Annotated in this window: 20 protein-coding genes; 6 read left to right on the top strand and 14 right to left on the bottom strand. The window is 65.0% G+C overall.

The window, feature by feature from the left end; genetic code table 11:
* Positions 1 to 64: 64 nt before the first annotated feature.
* Complete coding sequence (locus MnOB_RS07500; RefSeq protein ID WP_077523596.1) at positions 65 to 961, bottom strand: amino acid ABC transporter substrate-binding protein; 897 nt, start codon at positions 959 to 961, stop codon at positions 65 to 67.
* Positions 958 to 2307, bottom strand: coding sequence for a putrescine-ornithine antiporter (gene potE, locus MnOB_RS07495; protein WP_077523595.1), 1350 nt, complete (start codon positions 2305 to 2307; stop codon positions 958 to 960). The genes MnOB_RS07500 and potE overlap by 4 nt, the downstream gene beginning before the upstream one ends.
* A gap of 113 nt (positions 2308 to 2420) precedes the next feature.
* On the opposite strand from potE, the gene MnOB_RS07490 reads away from it, so the two are divergent.
* Positions 2421 to 3053 (top strand): class I SAM-dependent methyltransferase, encoded by a 633-nt coding sequence (locus tag MnOB_RS07490; RefSeq protein ID WP_077523594.1) that lies wholly within the window; start codon positions 2421 to 2423, stop codon positions 3051 to 3053.
* A 244-nt stretch (positions 3054 to 3297) separates the two neighbouring features.
* Here MnOB_RS07490 and MnOB_RS07485 read toward each other — a convergent pair whose 3' ends face one another.
* Entirely contained in the window at positions 3298 to 3540 is a 243-nt protein-coding gene (locus tag MnOB_RS07485) for a hypothetical protein (protein ID WP_077523593.1), read from the bottom strand.
* 179 nt (positions 3541 to 3719) lie between these two features.
* On the opposite strand from MnOB_RS07485, the gene MnOB_RS07480 reads away from it, so the two are divergent.
* Together MnOB_RS07480 and MnOB_RS07475 are read left to right on the top strand one after the other, a co-directional pair.
* Complete coding sequence (locus MnOB_RS07480; protein WP_077523610.1) at positions 3720 to 4370, top strand: FadR/GntR family transcriptional regulator; 651 nt, start codon at positions 3720 to 3722, stop codon at positions 4368 to 4370.
* Positions 4371 to 4390: 20 nt separating this feature from the next.
* Positions 4391 to 5665 (top strand): CynX/NimT family MFS transporter, encoded by a 1275-nt coding sequence (locus tag MnOB_RS07475; protein WP_077523592.1) that lies wholly within the window; start codon positions 4391 to 4393, stop codon positions 5663 to 5665.
* Positions 5666 to 5875: 210 nt separating this feature from the next.
* Here MnOB_RS07475 and MnOB_RS07470 read toward each other — a convergent pair whose 3' ends face one another.
* The gene (locus MnOB_RS07470) at positions 5876 to 6808 is read right to left on the bottom strand and encodes a LysR family transcriptional regulator (RefSeq protein WP_077523591.1); all 933 of its coding nucleotides are present in this window, start codon (positions 6806 to 6808) and stop codon (positions 5876 to 5878) included.
* Between the two features lie 118 nt (positions 6809 to 6926).
* On the opposite strand from MnOB_RS07470, the gene MnOB_RS07465 reads away from it, so the two are divergent.
* Positions 6927 to 7676: a 3-oxoacyl-ACP reductase family protein gene (locus MnOB_RS07465; RefSeq protein ID WP_077523590.1), complete on the top strand. Its 750-nt coding sequence runs from the start codon at positions 6927 to 6929 to the stop codon at positions 7674 to 7676.
* 147 nt (positions 7677 to 7823) lie between these two features.
* Here the strand turns inward: MnOB_RS07465 and MnOB_RS07460 are convergent, their stop codons facing one another.
* The 10 genes from MnOB_RS07460 to MnOB_RS07415 all read right to left on the bottom strand — a co-directional run bounded on the left by MnOB_RS07460 (position 7824) and on the right by MnOB_RS07415 (position 19850).
* Positions 7824 to 8747 carry an aldo/keto reductase gene (locus tag MnOB_RS07460; protein WP_077523589.1) on the bottom strand — a complete coding sequence of 308 codons (924 nt, stop codon included), beginning with the start codon at positions 8745 to 8747 and terminating at the stop codon, positions 7824 to 7826.
* Positions 8744 to 10027 (bottom strand): NTP/NDP exchange transporter, encoded by a 1284-nt coding sequence (locus tag MnOB_RS07455; protein ID WP_077523588.1) that lies wholly within the window; start codon positions 10025 to 10027, stop codon positions 8744 to 8746. The genes MnOB_RS07460 and MnOB_RS07455 overlap by 4 nt, the downstream gene beginning before the upstream one ends.
* A 196-nt stretch (positions 10028 to 10223) precedes the next feature.
* Complete coding sequence (aauR, locus tag MnOB_RS07450) at positions 10224 to 11546, bottom strand: two-component response regulator AauR (protein WP_077523587.1); 1323 nt, start codon at positions 11544 to 11546, stop codon at positions 10224 to 10226.
* Positions 11543 to 13453, bottom strand: coding sequence for a sensor histidine kinase (locus MnOB_RS07445; RefSeq protein ID WP_077523609.1), 1911 nt, complete (start codon positions 13451 to 13453; stop codon positions 11543 to 11545). Before MnOB_RS07445 ends, aauR begins: the two co-directional genes overlap by 4 nt.
* A 127-nt stretch (positions 13454 to 13580) precedes the next feature.
* The gene (locus MnOB_RS07440; protein WP_077523585.1) at positions 13581 to 14315 is read right to left on the bottom strand and encodes an amino acid ABC transporter ATP-binding protein; all 735 of its coding nucleotides are present in this window, start codon (positions 14313 to 14315) and stop codon (positions 13581 to 13583) included.
* Positions 14312 to 14980, bottom strand: a complete 669-nt coding sequence (locus MnOB_RS07435) for an amino acid ABC transporter permease (protein WP_199824492.1) — start codon at positions 14978 to 14980, stop codon at positions 14312 to 14314. The genes MnOB_RS07440 and MnOB_RS07435 overlap by 4 nt, the downstream gene beginning before the upstream one ends.
* Positions 14977 to 15723, bottom strand: a complete 747-nt coding sequence (locus MnOB_RS07430; RefSeq protein WP_077523581.1) for an amino acid ABC transporter permease — start codon at positions 15721 to 15723, stop codon at positions 14977 to 14979. Before MnOB_RS07430 ends, MnOB_RS07435 begins: the two co-directional genes overlap by 4 nt.
* 206 nt (positions 15724 to 15929) lie before the next feature.
* Positions 15930 to 16838, bottom strand: a complete 909-nt coding sequence (locus tag MnOB_RS07425) for a glutamate/aspartate ABC transporter substrate-binding protein (RefSeq protein ID WP_077523579.1) — start codon at positions 16836 to 16838, stop codon at positions 15930 to 15932.
* Between the two features lie 586 nt (positions 16839 to 17424).
* Positions 17425 to 18309 carry an SDR family NAD(P)-dependent oxidoreductase gene (locus MnOB_RS07420; RefSeq protein ID WP_077523577.1) on the bottom strand — a complete coding sequence of 295 codons (885 nt, stop codon included), beginning with the start codon at positions 18307 to 18309 and terminating at the stop codon, positions 17425 to 17427.
* Positions 18306 to 19850, bottom strand: coding sequence for a flavin-containing monooxygenase (locus MnOB_RS07415; protein WP_077523575.1), 1545 nt, complete (start codon positions 19848 to 19850; stop codon positions 18306 to 18308). The genes MnOB_RS07420 and MnOB_RS07415 overlap by 4 nt, the downstream gene beginning before the upstream one ends.
* A gap of 115 nt (positions 19851 to 19965) precedes the next feature.
* Here MnOB_RS07415 and MnOB_RS07410 point away from each other — a divergent pair, with 115 nt between their 5' ends.
* Both MnOB_RS07410 and MnOB_RS07405 read left to right on the top strand, forming a co-directional pair.
* Complete coding sequence (locus MnOB_RS07410; protein WP_077523573.1) at positions 19966 to 20673, top strand: TetR family transcriptional regulator; 708 nt, start codon at positions 19966 to 19968, stop codon at positions 20671 to 20673.
* Positions 20674 to 20907: 234 nt separating this feature from the next.
* Positions 20908 to 23664: a type VI secretion system Vgr family protein gene (locus MnOB_RS07405; RefSeq protein ID WP_077523571.1), complete on the top strand. Its 2757-nt coding sequence runs from the start codon at positions 20908 to 20910 to the stop codon at positions 23662 to 23664.
* Position 23665: the final 1 nt, after the last annotated feature.

Raw genomic sequence — 23665 nt, 5'->3', positions numbered from 1 at the left:
CGCCGAGATTAGGCGCGCGCAAGCATCGGGGCACTCCGCTGCTTGCGTTCGAATTCGGCGCCTGTCAGGGCCGTGAGTAAACCTTGAACAGGGTCTGGTCTAACTCGCTCGGGGCGCCGAAGTACTTGCTGTAGAGCGGCGTTATGGCGCCGGAGCGGTAGAGCTGGCTGAGCGCCGTGTCCACCTGCAGGCGGAAGTCTTCGTCGTCGCGCGCCAGGGCCAGGGACACTGGCTCGAACTCGAAGCGGCGGTCCAGCACCATCAGGTTGGTATTGGCGGTATCCCGTGCCACCAGGCTACGCAGGATCATCTGGCTGGCGAAGAAGGCGTCCACCTTGCCGTCGGCCACCAGCGCCACGCCTTCTGCCGGGCTGGCCACGGTTTCCAGGCTGACCATCACCTTCATCAGACGCAGTTTTTCCCGCGCCCAGTCTTCCACTACCGACCCGCTCTGCACCGCGAAGTTGTGGGCGGCCAGGCCGCGGTTGAGCGTGGCGCGCCAGGTGGGGCCAGTCTCTTCCACTTCGCCGCTGAGCACCTTTACCAGCGATATCGATGCATCCTTGCGCACCACCACGCCAATGCCGGCGGTATACACCGGCAGCGAGAATGCCACGCTCTGGCGGCGTTTCAGGGTTTCCACCATGGGGCTGCAGAGCAGGTCCACGCCACCGTCACGCACAACGCCGAGGGCTTTCCCCGGCGCCAATGGCACGAAGCGGACCTTGAGTGATGCAAGGCCTGGCTGGGAGCGCAGTTGTTCGGCAACCTTCTGGCACAGGTCGATGGCATAGCCCGAGGCGCCTTCACCTTCGGCGGAGGAGAAGGGCGGCTGGTCCGGCAGATAGCCGAGCGTGAGGGTGCCGGTGGCGCGAATGCGGTCCAGGGTCTGGGCAGGGGCCAGTACTGGCAGGAGGGCGACCAGCAGCGCCGGGAGCCAGCGAATCGAGATTCCTTTCATGGCTGTTCCTCCAGGCCGAGGGAGCGCGTACGTGCAGCCCGCTCTTCGAGGAAACGGTCAGCGATGTAGCCAAACATCAGGTAGCCCACTGCGGTGACGATCATGCCGCCGAAAACCGCCTCCGTACCCGAGGCATAGAGCGCATAGAAGCTGTAGGCCATGGCGATGAGCAGCACCACGACGTTGCGGTGGTGGGGGTAACCCGTCACCCCGGCTTTCTGCATGATCACCAGCAGCGCCGAGAGTGAAGTGATGTAGGGGATGATGTTGGTCACCGCCGCCAGGTTCACCAGCTTGCCGAACTGTTCCGAGGCATTGGGCGAAATGGTCGACACCGCCATGGCGCTCTGCAGCACGGCGTTGGCCACCAGCCCGGCGATGGGCGCGCCCAGCAGGGTGACCTTGGCGAACAGCGCCGGGAACATGTGTTGGTCCGCGGTGACCTTGGCCGTCTGCGCCAGGGTGAACTGCCAGCCCAGCAGCGACCCGACGCAGGCCATCACCGCCAGGCCCATGATCAGGTCGCCCACCAGCGGGTTGAACATCTTCGCGTAGACGAAAGCGAACGGCGCGCTGGAGTTGGCCAGTTCAGGGTTGGGCACGATGCCCATGATCACCGAGGTGGACAGCACGTAGATCACCGCGGCGCCCAGGGTGCCCAGCAGGCAGGCCAGCGGTACGTTGCGCTTGGGATTTTCCACCGCATCGGAGTTCTGCGCCGCCGATTCCATGCCGAGGAAGGCCCAGAGGGTGAGGGGAATGCTCTGGGTGATGGCGTCGTTGGTGGAGATGCCATTGGGGTTCCAGGCGGCGCGGAAGATGTCGGCGTCGAACCAGAACCAGCCGATCACCGACAGCCCCGCCACCGGGATGATCACGCCCCAGACGGTGATCGAACCGATATGGCCGGTGATCTTCGGTCCGCCGAAGTTGGCCAGGGTGGTCAGCCAGATCAGCACCACAGCACCGACGAACAGCGGAATGGCACCGCTGCCCAGCCAGGGAAAGAACGGTGTGAGGTAGCCGACAGCGGAAATCGCGATGGCCACGTTGCCGATGGCCAGCGAGAGGAAATAGAGATAGGAACAGAGGAAGAAGGCCGACTTGCCATGGGCCTCTTCGGTGTAGGCCGACATTCCGCCCGAGCGTGCGCAAAAGATGCCGCACTGGGCGAAGCAGTAGGCGATGGCCATGGAGCCCACGGCGGTGATGATCCAGGACAGCAGTGAGATCGCGCCGAGCTGCGCCATGCTGGAGGGCAGCATGATGATGCCGGAGCCCATCATGTTGACCGACACGAGCGTGGTGAGGCCGGTCAGACCCATTTTCTTGCCGGGAGCCGTCATGCTGGAAACCTTCTGGAGGAGATATCTCCAGAAAGATAGGTGGCGTTGGACGATGCTGCTTCCCGGCCAGGAGTAGAATTCACTTCCCTGCAACATGCCGCCGCGAGCCGCCCATGCCTCTGCAACCTGACGATCTGGCCAGCATCACCGCCACCACGCTCGACGATTACAACCGCAATGCCGAAGGTTTTCGCGAAGGTACCCGCGACCACGATGTGAGCCAGAACATCGAGGCACTCTTGCGGCACATCAGGGGCAATGCGCCGTTCACCCTCCTCGATTTCGGCTGCGGCCCCGGCCGCGATCTGCAGACGTTCACCCGCCTGGGCCATCACGCAATCGGCCTGGATGGCGCGCAGAGCTTCGTCGCCATGGCCCGTGCCGATTCCGGCTGCGAGGTCTGGCACCAGGATTTCCTCGCGCTTGATCTGCCTGCCGAACGCTTCGACGGCATCTTCGCCAATGCCAGCCTGTTCCACGTCCCGCGCCAGGAACTGCCCCGCGTCCTGCGTCAGCTGCACGCCGCGCTGAAGCCCGGCGGTGTGCTCTTCAGCTCCAACCCGCGCGGGCAGAACGACGAAGGCTGGAGCGGCAGCCGCTACGGTTCCTGGCACGACTACGAGAACTGGAAGGTCCTGCTTGAAGCAGCGGGTTTCGAGGCGTTGGAGCATTACTACCGCCCGGCGGGACTGCCGCGTGCGCAGCAGCCGTGGCTGGCGAGTGTGTGGCGCAAGAGCGCTGGGTAGAGGTCACGTCCGCGCGTTGGGCTTCGTTCCTCTGCCCAACCTACGGCAGACCTGCGGCCTGCTTGGCGAATGAATTCGCCCCTACAAGTGCAGGTGTAGCCCGTGCATCGGTGGCGCAGTGAGAGTCACCCCTCGCCCGCGTGCGGGAGAGGGGCTGGGGGAGAGGGCAAGTGGTCCAAGCAGGAGCCCGTTTTCCTGTGGGGGCGAATTCATTCGCGAAGGGCAACGCAGTTGCCCCATCCGATCAACCCTTGCGCGGCATTTCCTTCGGCAGGTCTTTCCCCACCTCGGGCACCTTGGGGTGGATGAGTGCCTGGCGCACCTTTTCGTAGTCGTCGTAAGGCAGGCCCGCGCGGCTGAGCATTTCCAGGGCGAATTGCTTCACCTCGGCGTCTGTGTAGGGGCGTAGCTCGGGTTCGGGTTGGCTGGCGCAGCCGGCCAGGACCAGGGTCGTTACGGCCAGCGCAAGGATGTGGGCGTGCTTCATGGAGTGTTCCCGAGCGGTGCTTGTGAGTGCGTGCAGGCTACCAACGCTGGGAGGGGGCCAAAAATCATCCCCGTAGATAATGACTATTGCCTCGATCGCAAGGATGTCGCGGTTGCGAGGCGATAGTGAGCAGGCTAACCTTCGATTCTTCAAATTCATCGGATGATTGGATGTTTGCCATGTCCGCGTCTTCGCTCAAGCGTTCCCTGGTGGATATCGCCCTGGAACAGATTCGCCAGCGCATCGATGACGGCACCTGGCCCCTGGGCCAGCGCCTGCCGCCCGAACCCGAACTGGCCGAGATCATCGGCATCAGCCGCAACACCGTGCGTGAGGCGGTGCGTGTGCTGACCTTCTCCGGTGTGCTGGAAGTACGACAGGGCGACGGTACCTATGTGCGTGGTTGTGCCGACCCGCTCGGCACCATGCAGGCGCTGGCGCGCAGTTCGGTGGAGCAGGCGCTGGAGGCGCGGGGGATGATCGAGGTCGAGGCGTCGCGGCTGGCGGCCCTGCGTCGCACCGAAGACGACCTTGCCGCCCTGCGCGTGGCCCTGGCTGCGTCCGCCGCCCGTTCCAACTACGAGGACATCGACGACTACATCGTCCATGACCTGGCCTTTCACCAGCGGGTGGTGGACAGCGCCCACAACCCGGTGCTGAGCCAGCTGTATCGCTATTTCTCCCAGGTCATCCGCGTTGGTCTGGAGCACACCATCTCCGATCCCGAGCGTGAGCAGCCGAGTTTCGACCTGCACCGCGACCTGCTCGACGCCATCGAACGACAAGACGCGGACGCCGCGGCAGCGGCCAACCGTGCATTGCTGATCTGACCTTCCTGGAGCTGCCTTGTATGAACGCCCCGAACTCAATGAATGACCCCAAGCCGGCCTGCCCGCCGGAAGAACTGCTGATCGACGCCGAAGTCGACGACGAACCCCAGCCCAAAGCGCTGCGTGGCGGCACCGTGCTGCTGCTGATCGGACTGGTGATGGTGGCGTTGAACCTGCGTCCGGCGCTGTCCAGCCTGGCGCCGATGCTGAACATAGTGCGCGAGGCCACGGGCCTGTCAGCGACCGGCGCGGGTCTGTTGACCACCTTGCCGGTGCTCTGCCTTGGCCTGTTCGCACCGCTGGCACCCATCCTCGCGCGGCGTCTGGGCAGCGAGCGCACGGTGCTGCTGATCCTGCTCACCCTGGCCGGCGGCATCGTGCTGCGCAGCCTGTTCCCTGTAGCGGGGCTGTTCGTGGGCAGCCTGGTGGCCGGTGCGAGCATCGGCATCATCGGGGTACTGCTGCCGGGCATCGTCAAGCGCGACTTCCCCCATATCGCCGGAACGATGACCGGTGTCTATACCATGGCGCTGTGCCTGGGCGCGGCATTGGCCGCAGGCGCCACGGTGCCGCTGGCCGAGCTGTTGGATGATACATGGCAGCCGGCGTTGGCCTTCTGGGCGCTGCCGGCGGTACTCGCGGCCCTGATCTGGCTGCCCCAGGCTCGCCAGGGCCAGCATGCACATCGCCAGGCCTACAAGGTGACCGGCCTGTGGCGTGACCCGCTGGCCTGGCAGGTGACCCTCTACATGGGGCTGCAATCCTCCCTGGCCTACATCGTGTTCGGTTGGTTGCCCTCGATCCTGATCGACCGTGGCCTCTCCGCGGTGCAGGCCGGTCTGGTGCTGTCCGGTTCGGTGATGGTGCAGCTGATCAGCGCCCTCGGTGCGCCCTGGCTGGCGACCCGTGGCCGCGACCAGCGCCTGGCCGTGCTGCTGGTCATGGGCCTGACTCTCGCCGGTTTGCTGGGCATGCTCTATGCGCCGCTGTCCGGTATCTGGGGGTGGGCCGTGGTGCTCGGATTGGGGCAGGGCGGCACTTTCAGCATCGCCCTGGCGCTGATTGTGCTGCGCTCGAAGGACGCCCATGTGGCCGCCAACCTCTCCGGCATGGCCCAGGGCGTGGGCTACACGCTGGCGGCCATGGGCCCACTGATGGTGGGCGTGGTGCACGACCTCACCAAGGGTTGGAGTGCGGTGGGGATCATCTTCGTGGTGATCAGCCTGGCGGCCACCGCGTTCGGCCTCGGCGCCGGTCGCAACCTGTATGTCGCGGCGCGCAGCGAGCATCTCTGACGGCTGGCATTGCGTCTTATGCCGCTGTCGTAGGGTGGATCACGCTTTATCGATCCACCATTGGATTCCGGCGCGGCACGTTGGTGGAAGTGAAGAGCGACTTCCACTGAGTCATTTGTAGGATGTGGTAGAGCGAAGCGAAACCCATCGGCGTTGGTCGATGGGTTTCGCAAGCTCTACCCATCCTACGAAGCAATGCCTGCCTGCGGCTCAGGGTCGCCAGTTGGCGTTGAATTGCTCCGCCATCTTCTGCTGGCGGAAGCGCTCGACGATGAAGTCGATGAACACGCGGGTCTTGGCTGGCAGCAGTTTCTGCGCGCTGAAGTAGAGCGACAGGCTGCCGGTATCCACGTACCAGTCCGGCAGCACCCGTTCCAGGGCGCCGCTGCGCAAGTGGGGCAGGGCGTGCACCGTACTCACCAGGGTGACGCCGAGCCCTTGCATGGCTGCGTGGCAGGCTGCTTCCGGATCGGTCATGGCAATGCGCAGCTTCAGCTCGAAGGTGGCCTGGCGGTCGTCGCGGGTGCGCAACGGCCAGGCGCGAACGCGTCCGGTCTGCGGGGAGCGGATGAGGATGCCGTCATGCTGGGCAAGGTCTTCCGGGGACTCGATGGCCGGGCTGCGCGCCAGGTAGTCCCTGGAGGCCAGCAGCACTCGATGGGCCGGCCCCAGCTGACGCGCGATGACGCCGGGCGGCAGTTCGAAACCGCCGCCGATGGCCGCGTCGAAGCCTTCGCCGATAAGGTCCACCGGGCGGTTGTCGAAGTGCCAGTCGGGGATGATCGCCGGGTAGCGCGCGAGGAACTCGCCGAGGTGCGGCAGGATGTAATCCCGGCCGAACGACACGCCCATGCTCACCTTCAGGGTGCCTGCCGGTTGGCCTTGGCTACTGGCGAGGTTCGCCACTGCGCCCTGAATGCTCGCCAACCCGCCACTCACCTCCGCGAGAAAACGCTCACCGGCTTCGGTCAGCGTCAGGCGACGCGTGCTGCGCAGGAACAGTCGCACGCCGAGGTTGGACTCCAGCCGCGCCACGTTCTTGCCCACCGCTGCGGGCGTCAGGCCCAGGCGCCGCGCGGCTTCGGCGAAGCTGCCGGCCTCGGCGGCGCGGACGAAGCACTCGATGCTGCTGAGGGTTTCCATGGCGCCTCCATAAACCATTGGTATCGACTGAATATAGTGATTGCCAGCTTATCGGTTGTGAATGCCGGGTGAATACTGGGGCCGTCTTCCACACCAACCCAGTTCCAGGAGATTCCAAATGAGCACTCTGAAAACCCTCGAAGGCAAAGTCGCATTCATCCAGGGCGGTTCCCGCGGTATCGGCGCTGCCATCGCCAAGCGCCTGGCCAATGACGGCGCCGCAGTAGCGCTGACCTACGCCGCTTCCGCCAGCAGCGCCCTTGAAGTGGTCCAGGCCATCGAAGCCGCCGGCGGCCGCGCCATCGCGATCAAGGCCGACAGCCGCGACGAACAGGCGATCCGTGCCGCCATCCGCCACACGGTGGAAACCTACGGACGACTCGACATCCTGGTGAACAACGCCGGCGTGTTGGCCGTGGCGCCCATCGAAGAGTTCAGCATCGACGACCTCGACCGGACCCTGGATGTGAACGTTCGCAGCGTGGTGATCGCCAGCCAGGAAGCCGCCCGCGTGATGGGCGAGGGCGGTCGCATCATCACCATCGGCAGTACCAATGCCGAGCGCATGCCCTTTGCCGGTGGCTCGGTCTACGCCCTGAGCAAGGCGGCGGTGGCCGGTTTCACCAAGGGCCTGGCCCGCGACCTGGGCCCGCGTGGCATCACCGTCAACAACGTGCAGCCGGGCCCGGTGGACACCGAGATGAACCCCGATAACGGCGAGTTCGCCACCTCCCTCAAGCAACTGATGGCTTTGCCGCGCTACGGCCAGGCGGAGGAAATCGCCAGCTTCGTGGCTTACCTGGCGGGCCCGGAAGCCGGGTACATCACCGGTGCGAACCTGATGATCGATGGTGGGTTCTCGGCCTGACGGCGGGCAGATGGTTGCCCGTAGGATGGCGTAGAGCGAAGTGAAACCCATCAGCGATGGTCGATGGGTTTCGCGGGCTCTACCCATCCTACGAAAGCGCGGAGTCCGGGTTGGAACCGATGGTGGAAATGAAGAGCGATTTCCACCCTACAAAAGGCGGATCAACCTGTCCCGCAGTGCCTGATCCGCTTCCTTCCCCCGCCCAGCATGGAGGTTGTCCAGCATGTGGCGGGGGTTTCCCGTTCCGGGGATGACGCAGGTCACCGCCGGGTGGCTGAGGCAGAACTTCAGCAGGAGTTGCGACCAGCTCGTGCAGTCGTACTCGGCGGCCCACTCCGGTACGGGCTGTTGCAACAGGTTGCGCAGCAGATTGCCGCCGCCAAAGGGACGGTTGATCAACACCGCCGTGCCGCGTTCCCGGGCCAGGGGCAGGATGCGCTCCTCGGCGTCGCGGTCGTCGAGGGCGTAGTCGACCTGCAGGAAGTCCAACTGCTCGGCGCGCAGCACTTTCTCCAGTTGGTCGTAGGCGCTCGAGGTGTAGTGGGTGACGCCCAGGTAGCGGATGCGGCCTTCCTCTTTCCACTGGCGCAGGGTCTTCAGGTGCTCTTGCCAGTCCACCAGGTTGTGCACCTGCATCAGGTCGATGCGCTGGCGCTGCAACAGGCGCATCGAGTGTTGCATCTGCTCCACGCCGTGCTGGCGACCCTGGGTCCAGACCTTGGTGGCGACGAAGGCGCGGTCGTGTGCCTTGAGCTCGTTGAGCAGGCCGCCGACCACTTCTTCCGCTTGCCCGTACATGGGCGAACTGTCGATCACCGAGCCCCCGCCTGCGAAAAGTTCTTCCAGCACCTTGCGGCAGTCGGCCCAGGCTTCGGTGGCATTACGGGAGATGTCGAAGCCTCGGTAGGTGCCGATGCCGATCACCGGCAACTGCTCACCGCTGGAGGGAATGGTGCGGCGGCGCAGGGGCTGCTGGCCCATGTCCGCAGCCAGGCTGAAGGGGCTCATGGCCAGGAGCGCGGTGCCGGCGCTGAGGCGGAGGAATTCGGCGCGGGTGATGCCGGTTCTCATGGTTGGACCTCCTGCGGGGTGGCTGTCTGTTCATGGTGGCGGCCGAGGCGCCAGCCCACTGCGCTCCAGGCGAGGGCCACGCCGGCGCCCACCAGGGCCACCAGCGCGGCGCCGAGGCCGACGGCGTCGAGCAGGGCCTTGAGCCAGGCGCTGACAGCATCGCCTCCGCGATAGACCACGGTGTCGATGAAGTTCTTCGCCCGATATTTCTGCTGGGCGCCGAGCGGCACGAAGAGCATTTCCCGCCCCGGCCGCACGAAGGCGTACTCGCCTACCCGGCGCAGCACCATCACCGCCGCCAGCATGGCGAACTGAGGCAGCAGCGCCAGGGCGAGGAAACCCAGCGTCACCAACAGGGGCACTACCGCCAGCAGCGCGCCGACGCCGAAGCGCTGGGCCACGCGCCCGGCGATGAACAACTGGCAGGTGAGAGAGAGGGCCTGCACGGTGAAGTCGATCAGCGCGAAGACGCGCATCTGCTGCTGGCTATCGGGGAACAGCGCGGCCACCAGACGGGCCTGCTCGAAGTATAGGAAGGTGCTGGTGCAGGACAGCAGCAGGACGAAAACACAGATGCCCAGCAGATAGGGCGAGCCCAGCACCAGGCTGATGCCGGCGAAGGGGTTGCCGGGCACCGGGTGTTCCGGGGGTTCGTTTTCCGCACCGGGTCGCCCGGCACCACCCCTCGCGCGCCAGGTCATCAGGTAGCGGCGCAGGGCCAGTGTGGGCAGAAGGAAAAGCGCGGCGAGTACCAGCAAACCGGCAGTACCCGCGTGACTGACCAGCAGTCCTCCCAGCAGCGGACCGATCAGGCCACCCAGGCTGGCACCCGCGGCGATGGACGGGAACAGCCGTTTGGATTGCCGACGGTCGAACACGTCGGCCAGCAGGCTCCAGGCCAGGGACACCACGAACAGGTTGTAGACCGACAACCAGACGTAGAAGGCGCGCGCCGCCCACAGCGGGTCCGGCGTGCGCCATAACAGCCAGGCGAAACCCAACAGGTTGCTGGCGAAGAACAGGTAGACGCAGTCGAGGAAGATCCGCCGCGGGACCCGCGCATTCAGCCAGCCATAGGCCGGGACCGCCAGCAGCATCGTGACGAAGGTGGCGCTGAACAGCCATTGCAGGTTCTCCACGCCGCCGGCGATGCCCATGGTTTCGCGCACCGGCCGCAGCATGAAGTAGCCGCCGAACAGGCACAGCAGCAGGGCGAAGGCGGCAAGGGCCGGGGCCAGTTCACCGGCCCTGGCGTGGATGGCGCGGTGGAGCGGGGACATGGCGGTGGTTTGTGTGGGGTGGTCTGGAGGGTTTAGACCATGGGGAGGCGGGAGTCGCTTTTCTCGTGGGGGCGATTTCAATGTAGGGGCGAATTCATTCGCCAAGGGCAGCGCAGCTGCCCCCTCAGACATTGATGGGCAGACCTTCGGCCTGCTTGGCGAATGAATTCGCCCCTACAAGGTCGTTTCCGCCCTTTTAAAGCCCGTACTTCTTCACCTTGTCGAACAGCGTGGTCTTGGCCATGCCGAGGGCGATGCAGGCCTGGCTGAGGTTGCCACCGTGACGTTCGAGGGCGGCGCTGAGCAGGCTCTTCTCGAAGGCTTCCACCGCTTCGGCGAAACGCGGTTCGTTGCCGTCCGGCGTCTGGCCGCTTTTTTTGAACACCGGCAGCCCGAGGGCGAAGCGTTCGGCGACGTTGCGTAGTTCGCGCACATTGCCGGGCCAGTCGTGGGCCATCAGCGCGGAGACGGTGGCGTTGTCCAGCTCGGGGGCGGCGCGATCGAAGCGCAGGGTGGAGAGCTGCAGGAAGTGCTCGAACAGCAACAGGATGTCTTCGCGGCGGTCACGTAGCGGCGGCAGTTCCAGGGTGACCACGTTGAGACGGTAGTAGAGGTCGCTGCGGAAACGGCCGGCGCGGCCTTCTTCGTCCAGGTCGAACTTGGTGGCGGCGATCACCCGGCAGTCCACCGGGATCGATTGGTTGGAGCCCAGTCGTTCCAGGGTCTGTTCCTGCAGCACGCGGAGGAACTTGATCTGCAGGTTGATCGGCATGCTCTCGATTTCATCGAGGAACAGCGTGCCCTGGTGGGCATGCTCGATCTTACCGATGCGGCGCTTGCCGGCGCCGGTGAAGGCGTGGGCCTCGTGGCCGAAAATTTCGCTGTCGAACAGGTTCTCCGGCAGGCCGCCGCAGTTGAGCGCGACGAACTGCTTCGACTGGCGCCGGCTGAAGTCGTGCAGGCACCGGGCAACCAGTTCCTTGCCGGTGCCGGTCTCGCCTTCGATCAGCACATTGGCGGAGGTGTCGGCGACGTTGGCGATCAGCTCGCGCAGGGCCTGGATGGCCGGCGAGCGGCCGATGATGCGTTGCTCCAGGGACTGCCGACCGGCCAGCTGCCGGCGCAGGCTCGACACTTCGCGGGCCAGCGCGCGCTGCTCCAGGGCGCGGCGCGCCACGTCTACCAGACGCTCGGGGGAGAAGGGTTTCTCCATGAAGTCGTAGGCGCCGTCGCGCATGGCCTGCACCGCCATGGTGATGTCGCCGTGGCCGGTGATCAGCACCACCGGCAGGCTGCGGTCGCGGGACTTCAGGCGTTCCAGCAATGTCAGGCCATCCATGCCGGGCAGGCGGATGTCGCTGATGACGATGCCGGCGAAGTCCTCGCCCACCTGCGCCATGGCTTCTTCGGCGCTGCCGACGCCGATGCTGGGAATGTCTTCCAGGGCCAGCGCCTGCTGGCAACCCATCAGGACGTGGGGGTCGTCTTCGACGATGAGGACGCTGAGGGGCTCGGTCATGGGGCTGGGCTCACGGATTCGTCGGGGCGTTCCAGCAGCGGCAGGCAGAGCTCGAAGGCGGTGCCGCCGCTTTCCGGGTGATGGGCCGCCAGGCTCCCGCCAGCGGCCGTGGCCAGGCTGGCGGAAAGGGTCAGGCCGAGGCCCAGGCCGTGTTCGCCGGGCTTGGTGGTGAAGAAGGGTTCGAACAGGTGCTGGCGGTTGGCCGGGTCGATGCCGGGGCCGTTGTCGCGTACCTGTAGTCGATAGTTACCGCCGTCGGCCGCGCCGCTGAGCCAGAGCTGGCAGTCGGGCTGGCCGGACATGGCGTCCAGGGCGTTGGCGATGAGGTTGACCAGGATCTGCTCCAGGCGGGTCTGGTCGATGGCCAGCAGCACGTCGGCGAAGTCGCGGTGCAGCGTGAGCGGCTTACGTTCCAGACGGGTGTGCAGGAGGAACAGGGCGGCATCCACCGCCTTGCCCAGGTGCGCCACACCGTGGTCGTCGGAGCGCCGGGCGAAGGCGCGCAGGCTGGCGGTGATGCGGCCCATGCGGTCCACCAGCTCGTTGATCGCCGCGAGGTTGGTGCTGGCAGTTTCCAGGGCACCGCGCGCCAGGAAGCGCACGGTGTTGCCGGAGAGGGTGCGCAGCGCGGCCAGGGGCTGGTTGAGTTCGTGGGCGATGCTGGTGGACATCTGCCCGATCACCGCCAGCTTGCCGGCCTGCACCAACCCGTCCTGGGCCTTGCGCAGGTTGTCTTCGGTCTGTTTGCGTTCGCGGATTTCCGCCAGCAGGCGGCTGTTGCTGGCGCGCAGGTCCTGGGTGCGTTCGGCGATCTTGCGCTCCAGCTCGTTGTTGGCCGCCAGCAGCGCCTCGCGGGCCGCAAGACGCGTGGCGATAACCTTGCGTCGCTCGTTCCAGGCAATCAGCAGGAAGGCCAGCAGGGCGAAACCGACGGCGGCGAGCATGCCCTGGATCACCGCTTCGCGGCGCAGATCGGCGAGTGGCGAGAGCAGGGTGAAATGCCAGGGCGTGTCATTCAGGGTGCGGGTCTGCGCGAGGTAGGCGACTTCGCCTTCTTGCTCGCCCTGGTGACCGCTGGCGGCGAAGCTGATGGCTTCCAGGCCTTCGCCCAGCACTTCGCGTGAGCGCGGTTCCCATTCGTTCAGCGCCCACCAGTAGTACTGCAGGCTGCGGGCCAGGCGTTCCTTGTCCTCGGCCGAGAGCGGGCGCACGGCCTTCATGCGCAGGGCCGGGTCGCTGGAGAGGATGATGATGCCGTTCTCGTCGCTGACGAAGGCTTGCAGGCGGGCCTTTTCCCAGCGTTCCTGCAGGGCTTCGAGCTTCACCTTGACCACCGCCACGCCGATGATCCGGCCCTGGTAGCGCAAGCCGTGGGCCAGGTAGTAACCGGCCTCGCCAGTGGTGCTGCCGATGCCATAGAAGCGGCCGGGTCGGCCTTGCACCGCCTCCTGGAAGTAGGCGCGGAAGGCCAGGTCTTCGCCTAGGTAGCTGTCGGCATCGCGCCAGTTGCTGGTGGCCAGCACGCGGCCGTTGGTGTCCAGCAGGTAGATGGCGCGGGCGCCGCTGCGGCGGTTCAGGCCTTCGAGGTAGTCGTTGACCAGGTTGCGCCGGTACGGGGTGGGGTTCAGCAGCAAGTGGCTGACGCTGGACTCCAGCTCCAGCAGGCTGGGCAGGTAGGTGTAGCGGTTGATCTCGCTTTCCACGGCGCGGGCGTGGAGTTCCAGCTGGCGCTCGCCGTTATCCCGCAGCTGGCGGATGCCGGACACTTCGCTGAGGTGATAGCCGATGTAGCCGAAGCCCAGCATGCACAGGAGCAGCAGCAGGAACAGCAGGAAATGGCGGAACAGGCGCGGTTTCACGGTCAATGCGGGCGGCACGGCGCGGAGGCTGGCGGTAGGGCATTGCATCATAGACATCCGGGCCGTTCCAGTCGGCGCCACGGACGGGCGCCGAGTGGTGGAGTGGGGCTGTAGGAGCCAGCTTGCTGGCGAAGTGCTCAGGCCATTCGCGAGCAAGCTCGCTCCTACAGGTGCATCAGTGTTGCAGGATCTTTGCGAGGAACTGCTGGGCGCGGTCGGAACGGGCGCTGACGTCACCGAAGAACTCGTCCTTGGCGCAGTCTTCGACGATCTGGCCGCGGTCCATGAAGATCACCCGGTCGGCGACCTTGCGGGCGAAGCCCATTTCGTGGGTCACGCACATCATGGTCATGCCTTCCTGGGCCAGCTCGACCATCACGTCCAGCACTTCGTTGACCATTTCCGGGTCCAGCGCCGAGGTGGGTTCGTCGAACAGCATCACCACCGGGTCCATGGCCAGGGCGCGGGCGATGGCGACGCGCTGCTGCTGGCCACCGGAGAGCTGGCCGGGGTGCTTGTGGGCATGGGCCTTGAGGCCGACGCGGTCGAGCAGCTTGAGGCCTTTCTCCAGGGCCTCGTCCTTGTTGCGGCCGAGCACCCGGGTCTGGGCGATGGTCAGGTTCTCGGTGATGGACAGGTGCGGGAACAGCTCGAAGTGCTGGAACACCATGCCGACGCGGGAACGCAGCTTGGGCAGGTTGGTGGCCTTGTCGGCGATGGACGTGCCGTCGACCACGATGTCGCCTTTCTGGAAAGGCTCCAGGGCGTTCACGCACTTGATCAGGGTGGATTTGCCCGAGCCGGAGGGGCCGCACACCACCACCACTTCACCTTTCTTCACGTTGGTGCTGCAGTCGGTCAGCACCTGGAAGTCCCCGTACCACTTGTTGACGTTCTTGATGGAAATCATACGGCTAACCTTTTCTGCAGGAGTTTGACCAGCTGGGAAGCGATGAAGCTGACGCTGAAGTAGACCAGGCCGGCGAAGATCAGGAACTCGTGCGGCTGGCCGATGATGTCGCCACGGGAACGGGCGGCGTTGAGGAAGTCCATCAGGCCCACGGTGTAAACCAGCGAGGTGTCCTGGAACAGGATGATGCTCTGCTGCAGCAGCAGCGGGGTCATCTTGCGGAAGGCCTGGGGCAGGATGATCAGGCGCATGCTCTGGCTGTAGGTCATGCCCAGGGCCGAGGCCGCCCCCATCTGGCCTTTCGGGATGGCCTGGATGCCGGCGCGGACGATTTCGCAGAAGTACGCCGCCTCGAACATCATGAAGGCCACCAGGCACGAGGTGAACGCACCCACGGGCGTGTCTTCACCGGTGATGGCGCGCAGCAGGAAGGGCACCGCGAAGTAGAACCAGGTGATCACCAGCAGCAGCGGGATGGATCGGAAGTAGTTGACGTACAGCCCGGCAATCTTCGACATCATCGGGTTGTGCGACAGGCGCATGAGGGCCAGGAGGGTGCCCAGCGCTACACCGCCGAAGACGCCCAGCACCATCAGCTTGAGGGTCATCAGCAGGCCGTCGGCAAGGCCCGGCAGGGCAGGGATGATCGCGGAGAAATCCATCATTTACCCCCTACGGAAATCAGGCCGGGCACCGCCACTTTCCGCTCCACGGTGCGCATGATCAGCATCAGGCTCATATTCAGGGTGAAGTAGATCAGGGTGGCCAGGGTGAAGGCTTCGAACAGGTTCGCGGAGAACTCGGCGGTCTGCTTGGTCTGCGCCAGCAGCTCCATCAGACCGATCAGCGACGCCACCGAAGAGTTCTTGAAGATGTTGAGGAACTCGCTGGTGAGCGGCGGGATGATGATGCGGAAGGCCTGGGGCAGCAGCACGTAGCGGTAGATCTGCGGCAGGCGGAAACCCATGGCGCGGGCGGCGCCCAGCTGGCCCTTGGGCAGTGCCTGGATACCGGTGCGCACCTGCTCGCAGACGCGGGCGGCGGTGAACAGGCCGAGGCAGACCACGACGCTGAGGTAGGCCGAAGTGGCTGGGTTGAGGTCCTGTTTGAACCAGATTTCCAGCGGTTCGGGCAGCAGGTCCGGTACCAGGAAGTACCAGAGGAACAGCTGCACCAGCAGCGGCACGTTGCGGAAGATTTCCACGTAGACGGTGGCTATGCCGGAAACCCAGCGGTTCGGCACGGTGCGCATCACGCCGAGCAGCGCGCCCAGCAGCAAGGCAATGATCCAGGCCGCCAGGGCGATGGCGATGGTCCAGCCCAGGCCGGTTACGAACCAGTCCAGGTAGATTTCGCTGCCGATCCCGGTGGACTTGAAGAACACGCTCCAGTCCCAGTTGTAATTCATCAGGGTTTTCCCCTATCAGGTCGATCGTTCTGCGGTGAAGGCAGTGGGAGGGTGTGGCTGTCAGGAGTACGGCGATGATTCAGACCGACCCCGGACAGCTCCTTCTCCCTCTGGAAGAGGGTTGGGGTGAGGGAGGCCTGACTGCGTGCGTTCTCCAACACCCCTCACCCCCGGCCCCTCTCCTCCTGGGAGAGGGGAGCAAGGCGTCAGATTTCTTCAGCCGACTTGTCGGAGGGGTTGGCGACCAGCTTTTTCAGCTCTTCGCTCATGGGGAAGTTCAGGTTCAGGCCCTTCGGCGGGATGGGCTGGGTGAACCATTTGTCGTAGATGCCGTTGATTTCGCCGGAAGCGAAGGTATCGGCGATGGCCTTGTCGACGACTTTCTTGAAGGCTTCGTCGTCCTTGCGAACCATGCAGCCGTAGATTTCGAAGGACTGCGGCTTGCCGGTCACGACCCAGTCATCGGGCTTCTTGGCCTTGGCCATTTCGCCGTAGAGCAGGGCGTCGTCCATCATGAAGGCCACGGCGCGACCGGATTCGAGCATCAGGAAGGACTCGCCGTGGTCCTTGGCCGAGATGATGTTCATGCCCATCTGCTTTTCGGCGTTCATGGACTTGATCAGGCGCTCGGACGTGGTGCCGGCGGTGGTCACCACGTTCTTGCCTTTCAGGTCGTCGAACTCGTTGATGCTGGCGCTCTTCTTGGACAGCAGGCGGGTGCCCACTTCGAAGATGCCCACGGAGAAGCCGACCTGCTTCTGGCGCTCGAGATTGTTGGTGGTGGAGCCGCACTCGATGTCGACGGTGCCGTTCTGCACCAGCGGGATACGGGTCTGGGAGGTCACCAGGTTGTAGCGGACCTTCAGTTCCGGCATGCCCAGTTCCTGCTTGATGGCCTCGACCACTTTCAGCTGGAGGTCATGGGAGTAGCCGATGGGCTTGCCCGGCTCGGTGCCGAGGTAGGAGAAGGGGATGGAAGCGTCACGGTGACCGAGGGTGATGGTGCCGGTCTCCTTGATCTTCTTCAGGGTACCGGTCAGCTCGGCGGCGAACGCCGGAGCACTGATCAGGGTTGCTGCGATAGCGGTGGCCAGAACCTTGGGGAGCATACGCATGAACGACAGTCCTCGATGTTGTTTGTTCTTATCGGCGCGGTAGGAATTCGCGTCCGTCGGGGATCTGTATTGGCAGAATGCGTGCCAGCTGTATGGCGGTTCGATTATTTGGTCAAGTTGTTGAAATTAAAGGGTTTTATATCGATAGGTGGCTATCTGGATTTGTGCCTTGTCCGGGCTTCCGAATATGCACTCCGAATGTCGTTCGGGTTTCCGAACGGGTGACTTTGCGGTCATGTTTGGAGGGGGTGGTGCCGAGGCACAAAAAGCCCCCTCTCCCTCTGGGGTGAATCGGCATGCTTTCGGAAGCACTGCTTCCGTTGCCGATGAACGCCTGAGCGCGAAGCACTCAGGCTGGGGCGCAGAGCGGGGCTGGGGTGAGGGTGGCGGCAGCTCGCTGGACGTTCCAGGGCAGACCTTCGGCCTGCTTGGCGAATGAATTCGCCCCTACAAGGAAAGGCAGGTCCGTGTTTTGTGGGGGCGAATTCATTCGCTGAGGGCAGCGCAGCTGCCCTTGATAATTAGCAGGGCAGTCCTCCGGACTGCTTTGCGATTGAAATCGCCCCCACAAGTAAAAGCGGTCCGATCAATCAACCGCCTTGGACACCTCGCTCGCCCTCGGCTTCGGCGCGAATTTCGCGGCCAGGCGCATGGAGGTGGTGACCAGGCGCTGGTAGAGGGTCGGCAGCAGGCGCTGCATGCCATCCAGCGCCCAGGCATCGGCGCCGATGAGAATACGTCGACTGTCGCGCAGCACGCCGCGCAGGATCACTTCCGCTGCCTTGTCCGGACTGGTCCGCAGCAACTGGTCGTTGAACTGCTGGCGGGCGCGGCTGGATTCCTGGCCGGTGACCTTGGCCAGGCTGTCGTTCATCCGCGCCGTCTTGGCGATGTTGGTGCGGATGCCGCCGGGGTGCACGCAACTGGCGGATACCCCGCAGCCTTCCATGTCCAGCTCCTGGCGCAGTGATTCGGTGAAGCCGCGCACCGCGAACTTGGTGGCGTTGTAGGCGCTCATGCCCGGCTGGGCGAACAGCCCGAACACGCTGGAGACGTTGACCACATGACCTTCGCCGCTGGCCTTGAGGTGCGGCAGGAAGGCCTTGGTGCCGTACACCACGCCCCAGAAGTTGATGTTCATGATCCACTCGTATTCCGAGTAGTCACTGCCGTCCACGGTGCCAGCGTGGGCCACACCGGCGTTGTTGAAGATCAGGTTGACGCGGCCATGGTCCAGCACCACTTGTTCGGCCCAGGCGTGTACGGCATCGCGGTTGGCGACATCGACGCGGGTCTCGGTGACCTGCACGCCCAGCTTGCGTGCCATGGCGGCGGTGTCGGCCAGGCCGTCGGCGTTCACGTCGGCGAGTGCCAGGTGGCAGCCCTGGCGGGCGAGGGCGCAGGCCAGGGCGCGGCCGATGCCGGAACCGGCACCGGTGACAGCGGCGACTTTGTTCTCGAAGGATTTCATGCTGGTACCTCTTGATTAGCCATCAGCAGCGCGCCTTGGGCGGCGTGCACCGGCACACTGCGGCTGAAATGGTAGGCCGCGGGGTCGAAGTTGCGGGTCAGCAGGCGGTAGCGCCAAGTGAAGCCGGGCCATACGGTGCAGTTGCGTCCGGTCACCGGGTGCAGGTACCAGCTCTTGCAACCGCCGGCATTCCACACGGTGTTGCCCAGGCTGCCCTGGAGCTTGCCGTTGAACCTGTCCTGCACGTCGCGTTTGACTTCCAGGCTGCGCAGGCGGCGTTCGTCCAGCAGACGGAGGGCGCCGAGCACGTAATGGATCTGCGATTCGATCATGTAGACCATGGAGTTATGGCCAAGGCCCGTGTTCGGCCCCATGAGGAAGAACAGGTTCGGGAAACCGGCCGTGAGGGTGCCTTTGTAGGCTTCGGGGCCCTGCGACCAGTTGTCCAGCAGATCGACGCCGTTGCGGCCGAATACCACGCCACGGGGCAGCGGATCGCTGGGGGTGAAGCCGGTGCCGAAGATGATGGCGTCGACCTGGCGTTCAGTGCCGTCGGCGGTGACGATGCTGTTCGCGCGGATTTCGCGAATGCCGTCGGTAATCACGTCGACGTTGGGTTGGGTCAGGGCCGGGTAGTAGTCATTGGAGATCAGCACCCGCTTGCAGCCCATGGTGTAGTCCGGGGTGACCTTGGCGCGCAGCACCGGGTCCTTGATCTTGCGCTTGATGTAGCCCTTGGCGACCAGTTCGGCGAGTTTCATCACCTTCGGCGTCAGGGCGAAGCCCACCACGCGGCTTTCTAGGATGGCGTAGATGCCGCCGCGCCAGAGCTTTTGCAGGAAGGGGAAGCGCTTGAAGCGGGAGCGCTCGCCTTCGCTGATGGCGCGGTCGGGCTTGGGCATGATCCAGGGCGCGGTGCGCTGATAGAGGTCGAGCTGGGCGACCTGCTTCTGGATCTGCGGCACGAACTGGATGCTGGAGGCGCCGGTGCCGACTACCGCCACGCGTTTGCCGGTCAGGTCGTAGTCATGGTTCCACTGCTGGGAGTGGAAGCGCGCGCCCTTGAATTTCTCCAGGCCCTTCAGTGCCGGGGTGGCAGGGGTGGACAGCGCGCCCATACCGGATACCACGAACTGCGCGCTGTAGTGATTGCCGGCGGCATCCTCTATCTGCCACAGCTCGTCCACGTCGTTCCAGGCCAGGCGGGTGATCTCGGTGCCGAGCAGGGTCTTGTCCTGCAGCCGGTACTTTTCCCAGCAGCCTTCCAGGTAGGTCTTGATCTCCTCCTGTTTGGCGAACATGCGCGTCCAGTTCGGGTTCGGCTCGAAAGAGAAGGAATACAGGTGCGATTGCACGTCGCAGCCGCAACCCGGGTAGTTGTTCACTCGCCAGGTGCCGCCGATGCCGGGCTCCTTTTCGAATACGAGGAAATCGTTCTCGCCTTTCTGCTTCAGGCGGATTGCCATGCCGAGGCCGGAGAAACCGGAACCTATGATGGCGATCTTGCAATGGCGGGCAGAGGGTCGGGGTGACGCAGTCATTGGCCGGGCTCCTGTTCTTATTAATTGCGGCGTATACAGCTGTATACCAAGGTAGACATCTGTATACTCGTCGGCAATCCAACGTCGTCACAACCAACCTTAGGTAGGGCCCGAGATGAAATCCGTCAGCGGTGACGAGCCCCAGTCGCCAGAACGAACGCCCGATGCCCCTGGCAAGCGCCTGCTCATGGAAGCGGCGCTGCGCCTGGGTTCCCAGAGTCGCAGCCTCGCCAGCGTGGGGTTGCGCGAGCTGGCGCGGGAGGCTGGGCTGAACCCGAATACCTTCTACCGCCACTTCAAGGATGTGGAAGACCTGGGTCTGGCCATCATCCGCAACATCGCCACCCAGCTGCGCCAGCCGCTGCGCGACCTGCGACGCGAGGCGGCTGCCCGCGCCGTGCAGGGCGATGGCGGGCTGTTGCCGAAGCTGATGGGGATCGACCTGGGCCGTGGGCGGCGTGTCTGCCATGAGACGGTGCATCTGTTCTTCGACTTCGTCGACGACAACGCCGAGGCGTTCGTCATTGGCGTGCGCGAGCTGCATGGCGCTTCCCCGGTACTGCGGGAGGCCCTGCGCGAAGTGATGGAAGACTTCGCCGCCGACATGGCCGAAGACGTTCGCGAGTACAAGCTGCTGCCGACGCTGGTGGCCGAGCCGGTGGTGCGGCGCGTGTCGCGGCTGGTCAGTCGCAACCTGTTCCAGATGTCACTGGACTACATCGGTGAGCCGGAGCGCCGCGAAGCGATTCGTGCGGAGGCGGTGGAGCAGGTGTTGTTTCTCTTTACCGGGGCCAGCGTATTGCAGGCGATCGGTGCGGTATAGGTTCGCTCTTTTGTAGGATGTGGCGGGCGGCGTTTCGCTTGAGCGGAGCGATACCCATCAGCGCCGTTCGATGGGTTTTCCGGCGTCCGTCGGAAATGCCTTTCTGGCGTCTACCTGTCTCCCTGCACGAAGAAGCTCCTTTTCAAGCGTTCGTTTTGAAACGGTCCGATAGTGGGGGGCGAGGGTAAGCGGCAGTCTTCTGCGTTCGCAGTCAACGCAGGAAAGCCCGTCCTCATGCTCGCCGAACGCCGTCCCTTCTTCGACCACAGCCGCCACAAGCTCCAGGTCCGTGGGCTCGACGCCGCCCTCGACGTGCTCGCCTTCGAGGGCACGGAAGCCCTCAGCCAGCCGTTCAGCTACCAGGTGGAATTCACCTCCCGCGAGTGCGACCTCCCCGCCGACCAACTGCTGGGCCAGCGCGCCCGCTTCAGCCTGCATCCGCCGCCCCCCGCGCTGCCCTTCGCCGGCCTGAGCCTGCCGCCTGCCAAGCCCTTGCGCACCCTGCATGGCGTGGTCACCGGCTTTCGGCGCCTCTCCGGCTCCAACGATGAAGCCCGCTATGCGATCACCCTGCAACCGCGCCTGGCCTTGCTCGGGCGTGGCCGCCAGTACCGTATCTACCAGCACCTGTCGGTGCCGGAGATCGTCGAGCAGATCCTGCGCAGTGACCGCCACCAATGGGCCGGACAGGACTTCTTCTTCGACCTCAAGCGCGAGTACCCCAAGCGCGAACAGGTGATGCAATACGGCGAGAGCGACCTGGCCTTCATCACCCGCCTGCTGGCCGAAGTCGGCATCTGGTACCGCTTCACCGCCGACGAGCGGCTGAGCATCGACGTCGTCCAGTTCCACGACGACCAGCGCCACTACCAGTTCGATGTCCGCTTGCCGTACCGCCCGCCGTCCGGCACCAGCGCCACGGGGCAGGACGCCGTCTGGGCGCTGCAATCGCAGCATGGCGTGGTGGAGCGGGACATCCACATCCGCGCCTACGACCCGCGCGATGCCGTCGCCCGGCTCGACGGTGACGTCGACCAGAGCCGGGGCGACCCCACCACCTACGGTGAGGCCTACCACTACGCCGAGCCCTACACCGAACTGGGCGACGCCTACGCCCAGGACGAAGACCTGCAAAGCGAGAGCGGCTACTTCTTCGCCCGCCTGCGGCACGAGCGCTACCTCAATGCCCGCACCTGCCTCGCCGGCACCGCCAGCAGTGCGCTGCTGGCCCCCGGACAGGTCCTGAAGATCGACGGCGGCGCACCGGACGCCTTCGGTGCCGGTGCCGTGATCACCCACCTGACCACCGCCGCGGCGCGGGACCGCAGCTTCGAGGCTCGCTTCGAGGCCATCCCCTACGTCGAGCACATCTGTTTTCGCCCGCCGCCGGGGGAAAAACCGCTGATCGTCGGCACCATCCCGGCGCGGGTCACCAGCCCGCAACCCGACGACCTCTACAGCCACATCGACCTGGAAGGCCGCTACAAGGTCAACTTCCTCTTCGACCGCGACACCTGGCCCGCCGGCCAGGAAAGCCTGTGGCTGCGCCTGGCCCGCCCCTACGCCGGGGACACCCATGGCCTGCACCTGCCGCTGATCCAGGGCACCGAAGTGGCCATCGCCTTCGAGCACGGCGACCCCGACAAGGGCTTCATCGCCTTCGCCCTGCACGACAGTCGCCACCCCGACCACGTCACCCTGCAGAACTACAAGCGCAACGTCCTGCGCACCCCGGCCAACAACAAGTTGCGCCTGGACGACACCCGTGGCCAGGAGCACATCAAACTCAGCACCGAACACAGCGGCAAGAGCCAGCTCAACCTCGGCCACCTGGTGGATGGGCAGCGGCAGAAGCGCGGCGAAGGCTTCGAGCTGCGCACCGACGGTTGGGGAGCGATGCGCGCGGGCAAGGGCGTCTTCATCAGCGCCGATGAACAACCCCGTGCGCAGGGCCAGGTGCTGGCCATGCAGGAGGCCGTGGCCCGCCTCGAACAGGCCGGCAGCGAGATGCGCAAGCTATCCGACGATGCCGAAACCGCCCAAGCCGGCCCGGCCGACGTGCACGCCCAACTGGCCCTGCTGAGTGAGCAGCTCGACCAGTTGAAAGGCGCCGTGGCGTTGCTCAGTGCTCCGCGGGGCATCGCCCTGACCAGCGGCCAGCATCTGCAGTTGGCCGCCGAGCGCAACCTCATCGCCAACGCCGGCAACGACGCGGCCGTCAGCGTGGTCAAGCGCTTGTTCATCGGGGTGGGGGAGGGCGTCAGCCTGTTCGTGCGCAAGCTGGGATTGAAACTCATCGCCAACCAGGGCGCGGTGCAGATCCAGGCGCAGAACGACCGTCTGGAACTGCTCGCCCGCCATGGCCTGGACATCGCCAGCAGCGAGGACGAAATCCGCATCACGGCGAAGAAAAAGATCGTCCTCAACGCCGGCAGCAGCTACATCAGCCTCGATCCGTGCGGCATCGAGTCGGGTACCCAGGGTGACTACCTCATCAAGGCGGCGCACTTCGACTACCAGGGGCCGGCCACACAGCCGCTGACGATGCCTGTGCTCCCCCTGACGATTGCTCCACCCACATTCCCGGCCCGCCCGACTTTCAACATGCGCTTGCAGGACGTCCCGGGCGAGGAGGGATTCGCGCTGGCTCACACGCCATGGGTCATTCATCGGGGCAATGCCGCCGAGCCGTTGATGCAGGGAGAGAGCGACGCCCAGGGCAAGGTCCTGCTGGACGACGAACAGCAGAGCCAGCTGTTCGACCTCTACAGGTCCTCCGATCTTTGGCTCAGCTACCCGGGCCAGCAGATACGGATTCGCCTGCACACCGAACAGAACGACTGGGATAGCGAGGCATATGCACGGGCGGCCCTGGATTACCAGGCCCAGCAACCGGCCGCCCAGCAGGGCCATCCACTTGAAGGCCATCGCGCGCAGCTCGACAGCCTGATCTCCGGCTCCCTCCACACCCTTTTGCAGAGCAAGGAGTGAG

The sequence above is a fragment of the Metapseudomonas resinovorans genome (assembly GCF_002003485.1).
GTDB lineage: Bacteria > Pseudomonadota > Gammaproteobacteria > Pseudomonadales > Pseudomonadaceae > Metapseudomonas > Metapseudomonas resinovorans_D.
Note: the sequence above shows the minus strand (reverse complement) of the source record. Positions and strands in the feature narration are given on the sequence as shown.